The sequence below is a fragment of the Amycolatopsis sp. NPDC059021 genome (genome assembly GCF_042739895.1).
Taxonomy (GTDB): domain Bacteria; phylum Actinomycetota; class Actinomycetes; order Mycobacteriales; family Pseudonocardiaceae; genus Amycolatopsis.
This window is the reverse complement of record NZ_JBHYIQ010000047.1, coordinates 10,614-29,040: the sequence shown is the minus strand read 5'-3', so window position 1 is coordinate 29,040 and position 18,427 is coordinate 10,614. Positions and strand designations below refer to the sequence as shown.

The window sequence follows — 18,427 nt, the reverse complement described above, 5'->3', positions numbered from 1 at the left end:
GCGTCAGAAGGCCGACCGCAGCGCGGCTTTCCCGCCGGTCACCGGAAGCGTCACCGAGGTCCGGGTGAGGTCGAGCGCCAGGCCGGCGCCCGGCTTCGGCCGCAGGGTGAAGTCGTGGTCGCTCGAGGCCAGCAGGAACTCCAGCCGGTGGCCCGCCGCGAGGATGTAGTCCTTCGGCATCAGCTCGACGCCGATCCGGTACGTCTGGCCCGGCGTGATCGGTTCGGTGCGCGCGATGTCGTGCCGGTTCTGCGGATCGGTCCAGCCCCGGCTGATCACGTGCGAGGAGCCGTCGGGCGCGCGATCGAGCAGCACCACGGTGACGTTCGCGGCGGGCCGGTCGAACGACAGCGCCAGATCCGCCTTTGCGGTTCCCGAAAGCCGCAGCGGCTGCTTCGCCGCCGACGTCGCGTACAGCAGGCGGTTCCCGGACGAGGGCAGGCCGGCGAGCTGCTCGATCGTCTTGCTCGCGTCGTCGGCCAGCCGCTCGACGTTTCCGTTGCCGGGCACGGGGTTCCGCAGGTCCAGCGTGCCCTTCGCACCGCCGCCCGGCCACGGATAGGCCTTGACGTCGGAGGTTCCCGGCGCGGGCCAGTCCGCCTCGTCGACCCAGGACTTGTCCTCTCGCTGGATCGTCGCCTTCGGCTCGTTCTGGATCCCGTTGCCGACGCCGTAGAGGTAGTGCGACATCCACTTGTTCAACGTCGTGAGCCAGACGTCGCGGCGCAGGCTGTACGGATCGGCGTGCCCGGACTGGTGCAGCCAGATCTTGTGCTCGACCCCGTGCTGCCGCAGCGCCGCGTACCACTGCGCGACCTGGTCGGTCTTGACGTTCCAGTCGTTGAGCCCGTGCACCGCGAGCACCGAGGCCCGCACCTTCCCGACGTCGTTGCGGTAGTTGCGGACGTCCCAGAACCGGCTGTAGTCCCCGGTCACACGGTCCTGGCCGGCGGTGAGCCCGTCGATCACCGGACGGCAGACCTTCCGGTCGGCGCGGGTGTAGACGTATCCGGCGAGCACGTCGGCGTCCTCGCCCTGGTAGCCGCCCGCGGCGACGACCGCGCCCGCGTTGCGGTAGTACTCGTACCAGTTGGAGATCGCGGCGATGGGCACGATCGTCTCGAGTCCTTCGACCCCGGTGCTGGCGACGGCGTTGGGCAGGGTTCCGTTGTAGGACACGCCCATCATGCCGGTCTTGCCGGTGCTCCATGCCGCCTTGACCGCCGTCCCGCCGGCGTCGCGGGCCGGGGTGCGGCCGTTGAGCCAGTCGATCACCGAGCGGGCACCGATCGTCTCGTTCACGTCGCCGGTCGTCGGGCAGCCGGTCGACTGCCCGCTGCCCAGCGATTCCCCGTACACGACGGCGAATCCGCGGGCGGTGAAGTAGTCCTGGTAGCGCCAGGTGATCGGGGCCGCGTACGGGCCGACGCCGTGCGAAGCCACCCGCGCGCCTTCGGGGCCGCGGTCGCGGCCGGGGACCGACAGTTCCACGTCGACGTTGTGGTTGGGGACGTCGTTGCCGCCCGCGTAGTACGGGCTCGCCTGGTAGACGACCGGGACCTTCATGCCCTGAGCCGTCGCGCGCGGCCGCACGACCTGGGCGTGTACGAGGTCGTTCTTGCCGTCGTGGTCGCTGTCCACCGGCGCGGTGACCCAGACGTCCTCGCGGATGACGTCGGCGGGGTCGAACACCGGTTGGGCCTGGCCGTCGCGGAACACCGGCGCGGGCGGGGCGTCGGCCAGCGCCGCGGCGGGCACCAGGGGAAGGGCGAGCACGGCGGCGAACAGGACGGCGAACCGAGCGGATCTCACGAGGCCCCCAAGCCGGGACGAAGCGGACGACGACCGCTCCGAGATTTCCGTTCCGGCCGATCCGGTGTCAAGAGACTAACGTCGGGGCCATGCCGACTGTTTCCGCGCCGATCGTCGCCGTCACCGTCTATCCGCAGCAGGCCCGGATCACCCGCCGAGGCCGCGTCGACGTGGCCGGCGGGCCCCGGATCGCCTTCGCCGGGCTGCCGCTGGCCCTGGACGCCGGCTCGGTGCGGGTCGCCGGCTCTGGCCCCGCCCGGATCGTCGGCGTCGACGTGCGCGTCGAACGCCATACCGAACCCGCCGACGCCGCCCTTCGCGAGCTGGTCGAGCAGCGGCAGGCCGGGCAGGACGCGGTGGACGGCGTCGCCGACGAGGAAGCCGCCGCGGCGGCGAAGGTCGGACTGCTCACCAGCCTGGCGCGGCGCAGCGGCGGCAGTTTCGCGAAGGCACTGGCGAACGGCGAAGCCGAACCCGGCCGTGTCGCCGAGGTCACCGGCGCGCTCGGCACGCAGCTTTCCGCCGCGCTCAAGGAAAAGCGCGCCCTCACCGCGCGGCTCGACCGGCTCCGCGACGAACTGGCCGCGCTCGACCGGCGGATCGGTGAGCACAGCGCACAGTCCGAAAAGGACAGTACGAGCGTCGTCGTCGAGCTGGAACCGACCGCCGACAGCGGCGAAGCCGAACTCGAACTGTCCTATGTGGTCTCCGGCGCGAGCTGGGAACCGGGCTACGACGTCCGGGTCGGCTCCTCCGACGTCACTGTGACGTCGTTCGGCCTGGTGTCGCAGTACACCGGCGAGGACTGGCCGGAATGCGCGCTCGCGCTCTCCACCGCCCGGCCCGCGACCAGCGTGACGGTGCCCGAACTGGAGCCGTGGTATCTCGACCGGGCACAGGAGTTCCGTCCGGTCGCCGCATACGGCGGCGCGGCCCCGGCGGCCCCCGGCGGCGCGGAAATGGCCATGGCGCCGAGGCGGATGCCCCGCCCGGTCGCCGAAGCCGAGCAGGGCGCGACGGCGATGACCTACCGCGTCACGCGGCCGGTCGCGGTACCCTCCGGCGCACAGGGGCACCGGACGACCTTGGCGCACCTGGAGTTCCCCGCCGAACTGGGCTACGTCACCGCACCGGTACTCACGCAGGAGGCCTACCTCCGCGCCACCGTGGTCAACACGTCGGAACACACGCTGCGCGCGGGCAAGGCGTCCGTGTTCCACGAGACCGAGTTCGTCGGCAGCACGCACATCGAAACGTGGGCGCCGGGCGAGGAACTCGAACTCGCCCTCGGCGTGGACGACCGGATCCGGATCGAACGCGAACTCGTCCGCCGCACCGCGAGCAAGGCCACGCTGTCCGGACAGCGACGGCGGGAAGCCGAATACCGCACGACGATCACGAACCACGGGCCTGCCGAAGCGGTACTCACCGTGCTCGACCAGGCACCGGTTTCGCGGGACGACGCCATCACCGTGCGGGACGTGCGTACGACGCCCGAGCCCGCCGAGACCACTCAGCTCGGCGAGTTCACGTGGCGGCTGAAGATCGCGCCCGGCGCGACGAGCACGCTCACCCTCGGCTACCGGGTCGACGTCGCGAAGGGCGTCGACCTCAGCGGCTGGCGGGAGTAGCGGCTAGCCCTGCGAGATGTAGGCGTGGAGTTGCTCCTGCGACTTCTCCAGCTCTTCCATCCGGTTCTTCACCACGTCGCCGATGCTGACGATCCCGGCGAGCCTGCCCTCGGACAGCACCGGGACGTGCCGGATCCGGTGTTCGGTCATCAGCACGCTGAGACTTTCGACCGAGTCGTCCGGACTGCAGTGCGCGACCAGTCTGGTCATGATGTCGGCGACCGGGCCGTCGAGCAGCGCCGGGCCGCGGTCGTGCAGCCGCCGCACCACATCACGCTCGGACACGATGCCCGCGATCCCGCCGTCGGGCCCGATCACCACCATCGCGCCGACGTTGTGCTCGGCCAGGCCGGCGAGCAGCGCGGTCACGGTGGTCTCCGGCGTGACCGTCGCGACCGTGGTTCCCTTCCTGCGCAGCAGATCCGCGATCCTCATGACGATCCCTCTCCTCCGGTGAGGTGGATCACACCAGGTTAGGGCCGGACGGCTCCCTACGAAAGTCCTGCGCATCCGGGAGAACCGTGCTATTGGGACGGCTCATCGAGACGCTCCGCCAGCGCCTTCAGCCCCGCCCGAATCCCCTCCGCGTAGGAGTCGTCACCCAGTGCGTCCACTTTGTCCCCGGCCAGCGCGAGCTGCCGCCGTGCCTCGGCGAAATCGCCCAGCTTGCGATAGTCCTCCCCCAGGTTCAGATGCAGTGACGGATAGAAACCACGCACCGCCAACGTCGCGTGGTAAGCCTGCGCGCGTTCGTCGGTGAGTGAATCCGCCGCGGCGAGCGCGCGCAGATCCCAGGCGAGCTCTTCGGCGGGATCGTCACAGACGTCGGCCATGTAGTGGGCGAGCGCGCAGCGGTGCAGCGGATCGCCGTCCTCGCCGATCCGCTCCCACAGCGCGGTGAAGCGGACGCGGGCTCCCGCACGATCACCGCCGATGTGCTGCTGCAGGCCCGCGTTGATCTCGATCATCACGTCGTCATCCATCGCTTCGCACCGTATCGGCCACTACCGACAGTTCCGGCGCCCAGCGTCCTCCCCGGCCGTTCACCGGGGCGGGAACGGCCTAACCGACCTCGGCGACCGGCGCGGACCAGGTGTTGCACGCCGCCGTCGTCCGGCCTTCGAACCCGGCCTTCGCCCACACCAGCTGGTGCTTGCGGGTCCCGTGCGTGTCACTGTCCTGCGCGCGGCCGTAGTCGGCGACACCGGCGTTCGCCAGCGACGCGGTGATCGAGCCCTTGCCCGAGGCCGCGGCGATGAACAACGCCCCGAAGCAGTTGGCCTGCAGTTCGATCCGCCGCACCTGTTCCTTGTCGGCCGCGGTGTCCTGGTTCGGCGAGGACATCCTGGCCGCGGCCGCCGCCAGGATGCCGCTCTGCCGCTGGACGTGGTGGCCGTACTCGTGGGCGATCGTGGCGATGTGCCGGGCGCGGTTGAGGTTCGCGTCGGCGAGCATCCATTCGGTGGGCGCGTAGATGGTGGTGTCGCCCCCGCAGTAGTAGGCGACGGCCTCGTTCTTCGACGGCGCGTCCCCGCACGCGCTGTGCGTGGGGAGGTTCAACGACAACGCCACCGCGACCATCGGCTCGCCCGCCTTGTCCAGCGCGGGGCGCCAGGACTGTTCGAGGCAGTCCAGCAGCGCCCGGTAGAACGCCTCGAGCTGGGCGGGCGCGCGGCCGAGCTCGGGCAGGGAGCAGGACGCGGGGCCGAGCGCGATCCCGGTGGCGAGCAACGCGTTGTCCGCCAGGCGCGGCACCGCCCTCGGGGCGGCCTGGCCGCTCGTGCCGGGGTCGGCGGCCTGCCGCGTCCCGTCGGCGCCCGGCGCCGCGACGGCGTGCCCCGCGATCCGGTGCGGACCCGCCGCGGCGATGGCCGCCACGGTGACGACGATCAGCGCGGCCGCTACGACCGCGCCGGAGAAAGCCCGGCGACGGCCGCCGCGCGACGGGAGTCTCCCGGTCGCGGGTGCCCATTCCGGGTACGCCCCGGCCTGCCGGCTCAGTGGCGGCTCGGCCATGGCGGGCACGCCGGACGGTCTGTCGGCATCAGTCACGTTCTCCCCTGGATCCCCTCGGCGGCGGCGCGGGTCGTCCGCGCGCACGCTCCCCCTCCGGCCACGACATCACACGGAGCGGGATCCAGCATACGGATATCCGCCGGTGACCGGATCACGAAATTAATACACCCACCCGGTGGCGGTCAGGACAGGATCCTACGGAGAGACTGTGAGGATGAGTGTGGAAGATCAGTACCTCTGGCTCGAGGACGTGACCAGCGGCGAAGCGCTGGACTGGGTACGTGCCCGCAACGCCGAAACGCTCGCCGAGCTCACCAGCGGCACGCGCTTCGCGGAGATACGGGACGGGATCCGTGAGGTGCTGGACGCCGACGACCGCATCCCGTACATCCGCCGCCGCGGTGCCTACTTCTACAACTTCTGGCAGGACGCGGCGCATCCGCGCGGACTGTGGCGGCGCACCACGCTGGCGGAGTACCGGCGGGGCGAACCGGACTGGGAGATCCTGCTCGACGTCGACGCGCTGGCCGAGGCCGAAGGTGAGAACTGGGTCTGGCAGGGCGCGGTCGTGCTCCGCCCGGACTACCGGCTGGGCCTGGTCGAGCTGTCGCGCGGCGGCGCCGACGCGACCGTCGTGCGCGAATTCGATCTAGACGCGCACGCGTTCGTCGAAAACGGCTTCACCGTGGCGGAGGCCAAGACCCGGATCGGCTGGATCGACGCGGACCGCGTCTACATCGGCACCGATTTCGGGCCGGGCTCGCTGACCACGTCGGGGTATCCGAGGCTGGCGAAGGAATGGCGGCGGGGCACCCCGCTGGAGGAGGCCGAAACGGTCTTCGAGGGCAAGCCGGACGACGTCTCCGTGTCGGCCTACCACGACCCGACCGTGGGCTACGAACGCGACTTCGTCTACCGGTCGCTGGACTTCTACCGCTCCGAACGGCATCTGCGGACCCCCGGCGGGCTCGTCAAGGTGGACGTCCCCGAGGACTCCCGCACCTCGGTGCACCGTGAATGGCTGCTGGTGCAACCGCGGTCGGCGTGGACGGTCGGCGACGACCGCTACCCGGCGGGCTCGCTGCTCGCCATCGGGTTCGACGACTTCATGGCGGGCGGGCGCGCGTTCACCGTGCTGTTCCGGCCCGACCCGCACACCTCGCTCGACTACTGGGCCTGGACGCGCAACCATCTGCTGCTCGGCGTCCTGAAGGACGTCCGGACCGAGCTGCGTGTGCTCACCCCCGGCGACGGCGGCTGGGCGGAGGAGCCTCTGGCGGGCGCGCCCGACTTCGGCAGCGCCGAGATCACCGACACCGAACCCGACCTCAACGACGAGTACCTGCTGGACTCCAGCGGCTACACGCAACCGTCGACGCTGAGCTACGGACAGGTCGGCGGCGAGGTCGAGGTGCTCCGGCAGGCACCGGCGTTCTTCGACTCGACCGGGATGACGGTGGCCCAGCACTTCGCGACGTCGCTGGACGGAACGCAGATCCCGTACTTCGTCGTACAGCCTTCCGGCGCCGAAGGCGGGCCGACGCTGCTCACCGGGTACGGCGGCTTCGAGGTGTCGCTGACCCCGGGCTACAGCGGCGTGATCGGCCGGGGCTGGCTCGCGCGCGGCGGCACGTACGTCGTCGCGAACATCCGCGGCGGCGGTGAATACGGGCCGGACTGGCACACGAGCGCGATCAAGGCCGACCGGCACAAGGTGTACGAGGACTTCGCGGCGGTCGCGGCGGATCTCGCCGAACGCGGCATCACCACCCCGGAACGGCTGGGCATCCAGGGCGGCAGCAACGGCGGCCTGCTCATGGGCGTCATGCTGACCCGCTATCCCGAGCTGTTCGGCGCCATCGTGAGCCAGGTGCCGCTGCTGGACATGCGGCGCTACCACCGGCTGCTGGCGGGCGCGTCGTGGATGGCCGAGTACGGCGACCCCGACGACCCTGCGGAGTGGGAGTTCATCGGGGAGTACTCGCCGTACCAGAACGTCCACAGTGGACGGAAATACCCGCCGTCGCTGTTCGTGACGTCCACCAGGGACGACCGGGTGCACCCCGCGCACGCACGCAAGATGGTCGCGCGGCTGCGGGAGCTGGGCCACGACGTCAGCTACCACGAGAACATCGAGGGCGGCCACGGCGCGGCCGCCGACAACGAGCAACTGGCCTTCAAATGGGCGCTGATGCTGGAATTCCTGTGGGAGCGGCTCGCGGGCTGATCACCAGGCGTGCCACCCCGCGCCGTGGCGGTGCCGGGCGGGCTCCGGGTCGTTCCCGGTGCCCGCCCGGATCCGGCCGCGGGCGTTGACCTCGCGGCGCAGCACGGCGAGTTCCCGGCGCAGCCGCTGCCGCGCGCGGCGCTCGGCGAGCCGGGCCAGCCGGGAGATCTCGCGGTCGTGCGGGATCGAACGGGGGAAGGCGCAGACCTCCACGCGACGGCGGATCAGCCGCGGGCGGACGCGGCGACGCTCGAGGCGGGCCTGGCGCCACGCGGCGTGGTCGTAACGCAGATCCGTGAGCGCGACGGAATTCCACCCGTGCCGGGACGGACTCCGGTGCGCGGGCGGGACGTGGTGTGCGGTGCGGGACACGACAGCTCCCTGGGTAACACCGCGAGGAACTTCCCCGCGGAGCTACCCGAAGCCCGCCGCTCCCGTACGGTCGCCCGAGGTGATCTCCACGCCGTGCAGTATCCGGCGCGCGCCACGCGCTGTCACCCGGGTTTCCGGGCACCGAAGACGCGCAGGACTGAGCGGCGGAGTTCCGCCAGCGCCGCGTCGGCGGTCAGCCGCCCGGCACCGACCTGCTCCCCTGCGGCATGGCCGAGCGCGACCGTGGCGGCGAGGAGCCACTCCGGGGACGCCCCCTGGTCGAACTCCCCGCTCCGCTGACCACGCCGCACGAGGCCGAGGAGCCGAGCGAGCACCGGTTCGTGCCGTGCGCGGTCGGTCTCGGCGTCCACCGAGGGCAGGCCCTGGAGCAGGGGATAGCGCTCGAACATCCGCCATCCGGCGTCGAGGAAACGGAGCAGTGCCTCGGCGGCAGGGCCCTCGTCGAGCCGGGCCGCGTCGAACACGGCCACAGCCTCGGCCGTGATCTTCTCGACCACGGCGGACAGCAGCGCGTCCCGGGACGAGAAGTGCGCGTAGACCGTCTGCCTGCTGACGCCGGACGCGGCCGCGACGTCTTCCACGCTCGCGTCAGGACGCCGGGCGAGCACCGTCATCGCCGCGTCGAGGACCGCGGCGGCACTGCGTTCGGCGTCGGCCCGCCTGCGACGGCGGGGAGTTATCTCGGACATCCTTGTCAAGGATAGTGCCCCGCGCTAACTTTGACAGCATTGTCAAGGTTAAAGGAGCGAGTTGATGGGGACCGACCATCCGAGCCCGGCGCGGGACTTCGCCGGGTACCTTGAGTCCTATGTGGACCAGATGGCCTTCGGCGACGAGGACCCGGCCGTGATCGTGGACCGCTATCACACCCCCGGCATCGTCTGGGTCAGCGACGGGATCCGGCTCGACCGCGAAAAACTCGTCGCGCACGCCCGCCCGGTGCGCAGGAACATGACCGCCTGCCGCGTGGACGTCGCCGAGACGCTGGTGACCGGCGACCGGATCGCCGCGCGCTACACCCTGAGCGCCGCGACGCGCAAGGGACGCGAGACCGTTACGGAGGTCTACCTGTTCGGGCGCCTCGCTCCCGACGGCAGGCTGCGCCACATCGACCAGATCACCCGGACTCCCTGACCGCCCACCCCCCGAACCGGACACGCGGTGCCACCACCGCCGCGTGACGAAGACAGGAAACGCATGAAGAAGCTCTATTGGTCCGTCGTCGCCTACACCGCGCTCGGCCTGCTCGCCGGGCTCTACTACCGCGAGCTGACCAAGGCCAACGATTTCACCGGCGACACGCAGCTTTCGGTGGTACACACCCACCTGCTCGCGCTCGGCACGCTGTTCTTCCTGATCGTCGTCGGCCTCGAGAAGCTGTTCACGTTGAGCGCGCACCGGAAACTGTTCGCCTGGTTCTTCTGGCTCTACAATGTCGGGACACTGTGGACGGTCGCGTTCCTCGTCGTGCACGGGACCTTGACCGTGCTGGGCAAGAACTCCGGCGCCGCGATCGCCGGGATGGCAGGGCTCGGGCACATCCTGCTGTCCGCCGGGCTGGTGGTGTTCCTGATCCTGCTGCACCGCGGCATCTTCCCGCGCGCCAAGGCGGAAAAGGCCTGACACGGCGGGCCGGGGCACCCGCTCCCGGCCCGTGCCCGGGTCAGCGCACGGTCATCCAGGCCGCGAGACGGGTGATCATCTCCTTGAACCACGCGGAAATCCGCCCGGTGAGCACCGCGTTCACCGGGCTGTCGTCGGCGCGGGTGAACTGGGTGACACCGTCGCGGCGACCGAGGCTGATGTTCTGCCACTCGTAGCGGATCCTGGCCGGTTTCGGGCGCCGCCCGGTCAGCTCGCGCGCGATGTCGCCCGCCGCGAACTGCCCCATCGGCAGCCCGGTCTGGCAGGACATCCGGGTTTCCCGCCCACCCGCGGCACGCCCGGCCGCGGCGTCGCCGATGCCGTAGACCTCGGGATGCGACACCGAGCGCAGCCGGTCGTCGACCCGCATCCGGCCGTGTCCGTCCACGGCGAGCCCGGCTTCGGCGGCCAACGCGGGAACACGGAAACCGGCCGCCCACACCACGGCGTCGGCGGGCACGCTCCGGCCGTCCTCCAGCAACATCTCCTTCGGGCCGACCTTGGCGACACGAACTCCTTCGCGCAGCCCGATTCCCCTCCGCTCGAACGCCCTGTGCAGGTGGCGCCGGGCACGACCGGACAGCCAGCCGCCCATCGGCGCGTCACAGACCAGCTCGACGCGCAGATCCGGCCGTGTTTCGGCGATCTCCGTCGCGGCCTCGATGCCGGTGAGCCCGCCACCGACCACGACGACGGCGCTCTTCGCGGGCAGGGCGTCCAGCCGAGCGTTCAGCCGTTCCGCTCCGGCCGGATCGGCGACCGTCAAGGCGTGCTCACGAACGCCAGGTACGGCGTCGACGTCCGCGCCGCTGCCCAGCGCGTAAACCAGGGTGTCGTACAGGACCGCGTGCGGCTCCGCGTCGAGCAGCACCGTCCTGCCGTCCGGATCGATGCCGGTCACGGTCGCCGTGACGAGGTCGATCCCGGTCCCGGCCAGCACGTCCGGCAAGCGCCGTTCGCGCAGTTCCTGTCCCGTGGCGAGCTGGTGCGTCCGTACCCGTTCGAAGAACCGGCCGTCCCGGTCGACCAGCGTCATCCGGACGTCGCGGTCGCGCAGCAGTTTCGCGGTCCGTTTGGCGGCGCCGAGCCCGGCGTATCCGGCGCCGAGGATCACGATGCGGTGAGTCATGGATGCGTCCCCTTTCGTGGCACGAAGGGGAGAACCGGTGACCGGGGCGATCCGTGACAGGTCCGGGCGTGAGCGTCCTCACCCCAGCTGGGTGGTGACGAACGCGAGCTTGGCCGGGTTGACGACCATCCGTACGGCGGTGACGCGATCGCCGTCGACCTCGGGCGCGAGGACGGCCATGAGGACGTCGCCGACGTGGAACAGGACCGCGGGGTGCCCGTTGACCTCGGCGATCTCGGTGCGGACCAGCGCCACCTCCGGCCGCCCGCTCATGCCGAGCAGGTACCGCAGCACCCGGTCCTTGCCGACGATCGGGCGCCGCGCCGCGGTCACCGTGCCACCGCCGTCGGCCCACGAGACGACGTCCTCGGCGAGGAGCTTTTCGAGCCCGGCGACGTCGCCGTCCAGCGTCGCGGCGAGGAAACGCTCCACGATGCGGCGTTGCTGCTCGCTCTCCGCCGCGAACCGGGTTCGCGCGTCCGCGACGTGCTTACGCGCGCGGAGGTGGAGCTGCCGCGAGTGCGCCTCGTCGATCTCAAGGATCTCCGCGATTTCCCGGTGCTGATGCCCGAAGGCCTCCCGCAGGACGAACACCGCGCGCTCCGGCGGCGTCAGCCGCTCAAGCAGGATCAGGACCCCCAGCGACACGGAGTCACGCTGTTCGACCGTCTCAAGTGGACCGAGCGCGCCGTCGCCGGTGAGCACCGGCTCGGGCAGCCACGGGCCGACGTAGCTCTCGCGTTTGACCTGCGCGGAGGAGAGCCGGTTGAGGCAGAGATTGGTGACGACCTTCGCCAGCCAGGCCGAAGGCGCCTCGATGCGATCCCGGTCCGCGCCGTGCCACCGCAGGAACGCGTCCTGCACGATGTCCTCGGCTTCCGCGGCCGAACCGAGCATGCGGTAGGCGAGCCCGAACAACCGGCGGCGCTGCTGCTCGAACAGCGTCACCTCGGGCCCCGTCACCGTCACCTCCCCGATGCTAGCGCGTCCGAACCGATCGGATGGGGCCCGTTCGAACCCCCATCCGATCGGCTCGGGCCGGTCAGCTACAGCCGGAGGTTGCGCCGCAGCCTTCGCAGGCGTAGCAGGAACCGGCGGGTCGCATCTTCGTGCCGCAGGTCATGCACAGCGGGGCGTCCGCGGCCTTGCCGAGGTGCAGTTCCATCAGCTCGGTCGTGGTGTGCGCGTCCTGCTGTTCGGGTTCGGACTCCGCGCGCCGCGGCGCGGGCGAGGAGTCCACAGTGGACCGCAGGGTTTCGAGGTCGACGTTCTCGCCCGAGGCCGGGTAGCTCGCCTCGACCTGGGCCGACCGTTCGTCCGCGGTGAAGATGCCCAGCTGCGAACGCTTTTCGTAGGGCAGGTAGTCCAGCGCGAGGCGCCGGAACAGGTAGTCCATGACGCTGGTGGCGATCCGGATGTCCGGGTCGTCGGTCATGCCCGCCGGCTCGAAGCGCAGGTTGGAGAACTTCGAGACGTAGAACTCGAGCGGGATACCGTGCTGCAGGCCCACCGAGATCGACATCGAGAAGGCGTCCATGACTCCGGCCAGCGTCGAGCCCTGCTTGCCGAGCTTGACGAAGATCTCGCCGAGCCCGTCGTCCGGGTAGGAACCCGCGTGCAGGTAGCCCTCGGCGCCGCCGACGGTGAAGGACACCGTCTGGCTCGGCCGCTTCTTCGGCAGGCGGCGGCGCACCGGCCGGTACTCCACGACCTTCTCCGGCTCGGCCTCCGCCTTGTCCTTCTTGCCGGTGGACAGCGGTTGCCCGACCTTGCAGTTGTCGCGGTAGATGGCCAGCGCCTTCAGCCCGAGCTTCCAGCCCTGGAAGTAGATCTCCTCGACCTCTTCGACGGTCGCGGACTCCGGCATGTTGACCGTCTTCGAGATGGCGCCGGACAGGAACGGCTGCACCGCGGCCATCATCCGGACGTGCCCCATCGGCGCGATCGAACGCTCACCGACCGCGCAGTCGAAGACCTCGTAATGCTCCGGCCGCAGCCCCGGCGCGTCGACGACGTGCCCGTGCTGCGCGACGTATTCGACGATCGCCTCGACCTGCTCGCCCTGATAACCGAGCGCGGTCAGCGCACGCGGCACGGTCTGGTTGACGATCTGCATGGACCCGCCACCGACGAGCTTTTTGAATTTCACAAGGGAGAAGTCCGGCTCAATTCCGGTGGTATCGCAATCCATCATGAATCCGATAGTTCCCGTCGGAGCCAATACACTAGCCTGTGCATTTCGCCAACCGTGAACTTCACCGATTTCGATGCCGCGTTTCCATTCTTCGGTCGCCAACCCGCGAACAGCGGCATCATTTTCGTGATAAGTGCGGACCAGTTCATTGGCCGCCGCGTGCTTGCGCATCACGCGCTGGTGCGCCTCGGCGTTGCGGGCGTAACCCTCGTACGACCCGACGACCCCGGCCAGCTCGGCTGAGCGCCGGTAGGACACACCGGTCATCAGTGAGGTGATCGACGCGGCGAGCGCGCGACCGCCTTCGGAGTCGTAGGCGTGGCCCAGCGCCATCAACAGGGCGCCGAGGTTGGCGTAGCCGATTCCGAGCTGACGGAATTTGCGGGTGGTGTCCCCGATCGCTTCGGTCGGGAAATCCGCGAAGCAGATGGAAATGTCCATCGCGGTGATGACGAATTCGACGGCACGGGCGAACAGTGGCGCGTCGAACCGACCGTCCTCGGTGACGAATTTCAGCAGATTCAGCGAAGCGAGATTGCAACTGGAATTGTCCAGATGCATATACTCCGAGCAGTTGGCCACTACGGTGCCGCCGACCACATAGGAATGGTTACGGGGCTCGGTCAGATTGAATGTGGTCTCGAAGCCCCGGGATACCCGGGAAACCAGGCGCACCGACTCGTCGACATCATAGGTCCGGTACTCGGTGAGCACCGCGCTCAGCTTGGCCGCCTTGTCCCGGTGATCGAAGCCGATCTTCTCCGCGAAGCGCTGGATGTGGCGCCCGCTCACCCGCAGATCGAAGCTCGGCCCGTCGCTGCCGTACGTGCGCTCGCTCCCGTCCTTCGCGACGTAGGCGAACGAGCGGGTCTTGGTGCCTGTCCGGTAGATGCGCGCCTTGATCCCCAGGCTCGCCAGCAGCTCCTGCACTCCGATCAGCAGTTCCTCGGAGCGGCTGCCGAGCCCGACATACCTGGTGCCCTTGCCGACCTGGTTCACCACACACCCGTCCGCGTCGAACAGACCACGCAAGAACGCTGTGACGGCTTCTTCCGGCGCCTCATAGATCGACTCCGGGACGACCTTGTCCTTGGCCTTCCCGTCGGAAACCCCCAGCGCTCGCAGCATGAACTCGAACCGGGTCCGCAGGGCGCGCAGCTGCACGGTTCCGTTCGACTGCACACTGGGCTTGCTCTCGAAGCCGGTGATGCCGGCCAGCAGCTTCCGGTGACGCGGCAGCAGGGTTTCGCACTCCCATCCACCGGCGTAGACAGTGACCGCACCGGACTTCGTCACGCATCCGTCACCGACGAGCCAGCCGAGGTAATGTGCCAGCTCGGTGTCCCACTTCTCCGGGACGGCCGCCAACGCCCGGCCCGGTGCGCGGGTCGCCGACTGAACCGCCAGCGCGGGCAACGCCGCCGAAGCGTGGGGCCGCGGCGCGTATTCGAGCGAACGCACGACACGGTCGGTGTCCTCGAGGTGCTCGGCCCGTACCCAGCCACGGTTTTCGGTCCAGACCCGGTGGTTCGGCGTGCACCGCAGCCTCGACCCGTCGCTGAACCGCAGTTCGACGATCTCATTGGTGCCGGTGATCATGTACCGCGTCGGCTGGGTGGCGATCACCCGCGACCGGGGATCGGCCTCGTTGGTCACATCATGGGTGTAGACCGCGAAGGGCTCGCCGAGCGATGCCCGGCGGACGAGGTCACCGATCCGCACCAGACCGGCGTCCGTCATCACCCGCTGGTCCCCAGGGAAGCACGGATTGGATGCGGTGATGCGGCCGGATTCGGGGCAGGTGTGCCAGTCGTTGATCGTGCCGTCGTACTGCAGGCCGGGGTCGGCGCATTCCCACGCGGCCTGCGCCATGGTGCGGAACAGTTTCTTCGCGTCGACGCGGTCGATCACCTCGCCGCTGAGCCGGGCGCGCAGGCCGAACTGGCCCTCGGTCTCGACCGCCTGCATGAACTCGTCGGAGACGCGGACCGAGTTGTTGGCGTTCTGGTACTGCACCGAGGAGATGTCCGCGCCGGAGAGGTCCATGTCGAACCCGGCGTCGCGGAGGACCTTGATCTTCTCCTCTTCCCGCGCCTTGGTCTGGATGAACTCCTCGATGTCGGGGTGGTCGACGTCGAGGACGACCATCTTCGCCGCGCGCCGGGTGGCGCCGCCGGACTTGATGGTGCCCGCGGACGCGTCCGCGCCGCGCATGAACGAGACCGGGCCGGACGCGGTGCCACCGGAGGTGAGCAGCTCCTTCGAGGACCGGATGCGGGAGAGGTTGAGCCCGGCGCCGGAGCCGCCCTTGAAGATCAGGCCTTCCTCGCGGTACCAGTTGAGGATCGACTCCATCGTGTCATCGACGGCGAGGATGAAACAGGCCGAGACCTGCTGTTTGGACGCCGTGCCGACGTTGAACCACACCGGCGAGTTGAAGCTGAACACCTGGTGCAGCAGCATCCAGGTCAGCTCGTGCTCGAAGATCTCGAGATCGGCGGGCGTGGCGAAGTAGCCGTGCTCGGAGCCCGCCCCGGCGTAGGTGCGCACGACCCTGTCGATGAGCTGCTTGAGACTGTGCTCGCGCTGCGGTGTGCCGAGTGCGCCGCGGAAGTACTTGCTGGCGACGATGTTGGTGGCGTTGACCGACCAGAACTCCGGGAACTCGACACCCCGCTGCTCGAAGTTCACGGTGCCGTCGCGCCAGTTGGTCATGACGACGTCCCGCTGCTCCCAGGTGACCTGGTCGTAGGGATGCACGCCCTCGGTGGTGAAGACCCGCCGCACGGTCAGCCCGTTCGGTGCCTTCTTCCTGCTCTTGCCCGCCGCGGCGGCGCCGTCTGCTCCCACGGTCTCGGTCATGGGTGTTCCCTCACTCCCGCACGGGGACGGCGTTGTTCACCGCCCGCGCTGATCGCTTTCGTCCTGCGCAGCACGACCCGCGGTGATGGCCTCACGGAGGTCCGCGATCTCTTTCTCGAAGTCCTCGACGGACGAGAAGGAGCGGTAGACACTGGCGAAGCGGAGGTAGGCGACTTCGTCGAGTTCCCGCAGCGGGCCCAATATCGCCAGGCCGACCTCGTGACTCGGGATCTCCGCCAGCCCCGCCGAGCGGATCGACTCCTCCACCCGCTGCGCGAGCTGCTGCAGCGCGTCGTCGTCGACCGGCCTGCCCTGGCACGCCCGCCGGACGCCCCTGACCACCTTGTCCCTGCTGAACTGCTCGGTGACCCCGGATCGCTTGACGACGGCGAGCACCATCGTCTCCGAGGTCGTGAACCGCCGGCCGCACTGCGCGCACGAGCGCCGCCGCCGGATGGCCTGGCCTTCATCCACCTCTCGGGAGTCGACGACCCGAGAGTCCGCATGCCGGCAGAACGGGCACCTCATCCGCCGATCACCTTCCCCTCCGTGCCGGCCGCCCCGTTCGACGTCCCTCCCGGCAGCCACGCGCAACCGGGAACCGCGCTCACCGGGCACCCGTGCTGCGGTGTACCTGGTGATCAACTTGTGGACATCCGGTGGGTGAACACCGGCCAGCTGTGGACAACTGGTACCGAGTCTACCCCAACCTGTGGACCAACTACAGCGGTGTAACTACTACATATAGCGGTCGACCTTAGATCGCACCGAGGAGGTTCGCAACCGCCACGACCGGGTGAAACAGGGAAATCCCCCACGGCGGCCGGGAATGCTTGACACATCACCGCCCGTCGGTCATGGCGCCCGCCGCGCCGTCGGCGACCGGCACCGTGAGCAGCAGCCCGGGCACGAGCACGGCGTCGTCCAGGCGGTTGAGCTCCTTGATCCGGTCGACAACCGCGCCAGGGTCGCTCGATGGCGCGAACCGCTCGGCAAGACTCGACAGCGTGTCGCCCCGCTCGACCGACACCGCCGCGGTCCGCGCGGGCACCGCCGCCCCCGGCGCGCCGTGCGCGAAAAGACCCAATCCGGTGATCACGAGACAGGTCGCCACCGCGAGCGCGGCGAGCAACGGCCACCGGACCGCGCGCCGCCGGGGTGTCGCGCAGCCGACCGGCACCGCCCGCCTGCCCGCCACGACCCGCGCCCTCGTCGGCGGGCGCAGCGCCTCCGCGCGCCTGCCCCGGGACACCCGCACCCGTGGCGGCAGGGGCGCCGAGCCGGTGTCGACCGGGCGGACCACTCCGCGTTCGGCCAGAATGGACATCACGGACCTCCTCGTAACCTGCACCGTCCTGCTGTCCGGCCCGGCCGGGGCACTGAGCACCGGCTATCGGTTCGAACCGAACAGGCGTTCTATCGAACGTCCGTGCGAAGGTCTACCACCCCGCACCGACAAAATCGAGAGGGACACGGCGTGTCCGTCGAACAGATGTTTGAAATCGACGCTGCCGGGGGCTAACGTCGGTGACCAGGGCATCTGCCGGGCAGATGCCGCCGGTGAGCGCGCCCGCGACCGTGGGCGCCGCCGGCGGGAAACGTGGAACGTCTGGGAGGCGACGCAGTGGCTAAGAAGGACTCGGCGACGGGCGGCAAGACGGGAGGTGCACGCGGGGGCACGGCGAAGGTGCACCCCCTGCCCGAGATCTACGACGTGGACGACGCGCTGACCGTGCGCCAGCAGCAGGTGCTGGACGTGATCAGGACCTGGGTGAGCAAGTTCGGGTACCCGCCGAGCGTGCGCGAGATCGGCGAGGCGGTCGGGCTGACCTCGACCTCCTCGGTCTCCCATCAGCTGCGCGCGCTGCAGCGCAAGGGATATCTGCGCCGGGACGCGAACCGGCCGCGCGCGGTCGGGGTACTGGCGTCCACCGACGACAACCCCATGGGCATCGAGATGGACCAGCAGCCGTCCATGCCGAAGGCGGCGTACGTGCCGCTGGTCGGCCGGATCGCCGCCGGTGGCCCGGTGCTCGCCGAGCAGGCCGTCGAGGACGTGTTCCCGCTGCCGAGGGAGATCGTCGGCGAGGGCGAGCTGTTCCTGCTCAAGGTCACCGGCGACTCGATGGTCGACGCGGCCATCACCGACGGCGACTGGGTGGTGGTCCGCCAGCAGCCGACCGCCGACAACGGCGAGATCGTCGCGGCGATGATCGACGGCGAGGCCACCGTCAAGACGTTCAAACGCAAGGGCGGGCACATCTGGCTGATGCCGCACAACGAGGCGTACGAACCCATCCCGGGTGACGACGCCACGGTGCTGGGCAAGGTGGTCGCGGTACTGCGACGGCTCTGAGCGGGGCGGTTGGGGTGAGGTGTGTTCGCGAAAAGCGCGAACCGCCGGCCCCGCTCAGGTGTCTTGTGGGGGTGCAACCCCCACACCCCGCGGGGGGGGGGGGGGCGGGCGCCCCCCCCCCCCCCCCGCGGCGCCCCGCCGGGCGCCCCAGAGAAGAACGACG

At 69.9% G+C, this 18,427-nt stretch carries 16 protein-coding genes; 5 read left to right on the top strand and 11 right to left on the bottom strand.

The features are described 5' to 3' along the window. Positions 1 to 3 precede the first annotated feature (3 nt). Positions 4 to 1,812, bottom strand: coding sequence for a Xaa-Pro dipeptidyl-peptidase (locus ACFWX1_RS26005; RefSeq protein ID WP_378391507.1), 1,809 nt, complete (start codon positions 1,810 to 1,812; stop codon positions 4 to 6). An 89-nt stretch (positions 1,813 to 1,901) separates the two neighbouring features. Here ACFWX1_RS26005 and ACFWX1_RS26000 point away from each other — a divergent pair, with 89 nt between their 5' ends. Next, entirely contained in the window at positions 1,902 to 3,443 is a 1,542-nt protein-coding gene (locus tag ACFWX1_RS26000; protein WP_378391505.1) for a DUF4139 domain-containing protein, read from the top strand. A gap of 3 nt (positions 3,444 to 3,446) precedes the next feature. Here the strand turns inward: ACFWX1_RS26000 and ACFWX1_RS25995 are convergent, their stop codons facing one another. The 3 genes from ACFWX1_RS25995 to ACFWX1_RS25985 form a co-directional block, all read right to left on the bottom strand. Beyond that, positions 3,447 to 3,878 carry a CBS domain-containing protein gene (locus tag ACFWX1_RS25995; RefSeq protein ID WP_378391503.1) on the bottom strand — a complete coding sequence of 144 codons (432 nt, stop codon included), beginning with the start codon at positions 3,876 to 3,878 and terminating at the stop codon, positions 3,447 to 3,449. Between the two features lie 89 nt (positions 3,879 to 3,967). After that, a complete protein-coding gene (locus tag ACFWX1_RS25990; protein WP_378391501.1) occupies positions 3,968 to 4,426 on the bottom strand; it encodes a hypothetical protein in 459 nt (152 codons plus the stop codon). A gap of 79 nt (positions 4,427 to 4,505) precedes the next feature. Further along, positions 4,506 to 5,495, bottom strand: coding sequence for a neutral zinc metallopeptidase (locus tag ACFWX1_RS25985; RefSeq protein ID WP_378391499.1), 990 nt, complete (start codon positions 5,493 to 5,495; stop codon positions 4,506 to 4,508). A 178-nt stretch (positions 5,496 to 5,673) separates the two neighbouring features. Here ACFWX1_RS25985 and ACFWX1_RS25980 point away from each other — a divergent pair, with 178 nt between their 5' ends. Then, positions 5,674 to 7,686, top strand: coding sequence for a prolyl oligopeptidase family protein (locus ACFWX1_RS25980; RefSeq protein WP_378391497.1), 2,013 nt, complete (start codon positions 5,674 to 5,676; stop codon positions 7,684 to 7,686). Here the strand turns inward: ACFWX1_RS25980 and ACFWX1_RS25975 are convergent, their stop codons facing one another. Next, entirely contained in the window at positions 7,687 to 8,058 is a 372-nt protein-coding gene (locus tag ACFWX1_RS25975) for a hypothetical protein (protein ID WP_378391495.1), read from the bottom strand. A gap of 122 nt (positions 8,059 to 8,180) precedes the next feature. Continuing rightward, positions 8,181 to 8,768: a TetR/AcrR family transcriptional regulator gene (locus tag ACFWX1_RS25970; protein WP_378391493.1), complete on the bottom strand. Its 588-nt coding sequence runs from the start codon at positions 8,766 to 8,768 to the stop codon at positions 8,181 to 8,183. Positions 8,769 to 8,832: 64 nt separating this feature from the next. Here ACFWX1_RS25970 and ACFWX1_RS25965 point away from each other — a divergent pair, with 64 nt between their 5' ends. Both ACFWX1_RS25965 and ACFWX1_RS25960 read left to right on the top strand, forming a co-directional pair. Next, entirely contained in the window at positions 8,833 to 9,213 is a 381-nt protein-coding gene (locus tag ACFWX1_RS25965; protein WP_378391492.1) for a nuclear transport factor 2 family protein, read from the top strand. Positions 9,214 to 9,276: 63 nt separating this feature from the next. Beyond that, positions 9,277 to 9,702: a DUF2871 domain-containing protein gene (locus ACFWX1_RS25960; RefSeq protein WP_378391490.1), complete on the top strand. Its 426-nt coding sequence runs from the start codon at positions 9,277 to 9,279 to the stop codon at positions 9,700 to 9,702. 40 nt (positions 9,703 to 9,742) lie between these two features. Here the strand turns inward: ACFWX1_RS25960 and ACFWX1_RS25955 are convergent, their stop codons facing one another. The 5 genes from ACFWX1_RS25955 to ACFWX1_RS25935 all read right to left on the bottom strand — a co-directional run bounded on the left by ACFWX1_RS25955 (position 9,743) and on the right by ACFWX1_RS25935 (position 17,235). Further along, the gene (locus ACFWX1_RS25955; RefSeq protein WP_378391488.1) at positions 9,743 to 10,852 is read right to left on the bottom strand and encodes an NAD(P)/FAD-dependent oxidoreductase; all 1,110 of its coding nucleotides are present in this window, start codon (positions 10,850 to 10,852) and stop codon (positions 9,743 to 9,745) included. A gap of 78 nt (positions 10,853 to 10,930) precedes the next feature. Beyond that, the gene (locus ACFWX1_RS25950; RefSeq protein WP_378391583.1) at positions 10,931 to 11,749 is read right to left on the bottom strand and encodes an RNA polymerase sigma-70 factor; all 819 of its coding nucleotides are present in this window, start codon (positions 11,747 to 11,749) and stop codon (positions 10,931 to 10,933) included. A 145-nt stretch (positions 11,750 to 11,894) separates the two neighbouring features. Continuing rightward, complete coding sequence (locus tag ACFWX1_RS25945) at positions 11,895 to 15,908, bottom strand: vitamin B12-dependent ribonucleotide reductase (protein WP_378391486.1); 4,014 nt, start codon at positions 15,906 to 15,908, stop codon at positions 11,895 to 11,897. A gap of 36 nt (positions 15,909 to 15,944) precedes the next feature. Next, positions 15,945 to 16,436: a transcriptional regulator NrdR gene (gene nrdR / locus ACFWX1_RS25940; RefSeq protein ID WP_378326443.1), complete on the bottom strand. Its 492-nt coding sequence runs from the start codon at positions 16,434 to 16,436 to the stop codon at positions 15,945 to 15,947. A 313-nt stretch (positions 16,437 to 16,749) separates the two neighbouring features. Continuing rightward, on the bottom strand, positions 16,750 to 17,235 hold the full coding sequence (locus ACFWX1_RS25935) for a LysM peptidoglycan-binding domain-containing protein (protein WP_378391484.1): 486 nt from the start codon (positions 17,233 to 17,235) through the stop codon (positions 16,750 to 16,752). Positions 17,236 to 17,595: 360 nt separating this feature from the next. Between ACFWX1_RS25935 and lexA the strand changes: the two genes are divergently transcribed. Then, positions 17,596 to 18,264, top strand: coding sequence for a transcriptional repressor LexA (gene lexA, locus ACFWX1_RS25930; RefSeq protein ID WP_378391581.1), 669 nt, complete (start codon positions 17,596 to 17,598; stop codon positions 18,262 to 18,264). The last annotated feature ends 163 nt before the right edge of the window (positions 18,265 to 18,427 follow it).

Coding starts and splice junctions, on each gene's coding strand:
- ACFWX1_RS25970 (WP_378391493.1), bottom strand. CDS start 8,768: ATGTCCGAGATAACTCCCCGCCGTCGCAGGCGGGCCGACGCCGAACGC.
- ACFWX1_RS25995 (WP_378391503.1), bottom strand. CDS start 3,878: ATGAGGATCGCGGATCTGCTGCGCAGGAAGGGAACCACGGTCGCGACG.
- nrdR (WP_378326443.1), bottom strand. CDS start 16,436: ATGAGGTGCCCGTTCTGCCGGCATGCGGACTCTCGGGTCGTCGACTCC.
- ACFWX1_RS25980 (WP_378391497.1), top strand. CDS start 5,674: ATGAGTGTGGAAGATCAGTACCTCTGGCTCGAGGACGTGACCAGCGGC.
- ACFWX1_RS25950 (WP_378391583.1), bottom strand. CDS start 11,749: ATGCTCGGTTCGGCCGCGGAAGCCGAGGACATCGTGCAGGACGCGTTC.
- ACFWX1_RS25935 (WP_378391484.1), bottom strand. CDS start 17,235: ATGTCCATTCTGGCCGAACGCGGAGTGGTCCGCCCGGTCGACACCGGC.
- ACFWX1_RS26000 (WP_378391505.1), top strand. CDS start 1,902: ATGCCGACTGTTTCCGCGCCGATCGTCGCCGTCACCGTCTATCCGCAG.
- ACFWX1_RS25945 (WP_378391486.1), bottom strand. CDS start 15,908: ATGACCGAGACCGTGGGAGCAGACGGCGCCGCCGCGGCGGGCAAGAGC.
- ACFWX1_RS25990 (WP_378391501.1), bottom strand. CDS start 4,426: ATGGATGACGACGTGATGATCGAGATCAACGCGGGCCTGCAGCAGCAC.
- ACFWX1_RS25960 (WP_378391490.1), top strand. CDS start 9,277: ATGAAGAAGCTCTATTGGTCCGTCGTCGCCTACACCGCGCTCGGCCTG.
- ACFWX1_RS25965 (WP_378391492.1), top strand. CDS start 8,833: ATGGGGACCGACCATCCGAGCCCGGCGCGGGACTTCGCCGGGTACCTT.
- ACFWX1_RS25955 (WP_378391488.1), bottom strand. CDS start 10,852: ATGACTCACCGCATCGTGATCCTCGGCGCCGGATACGCCGGGCTCGGC.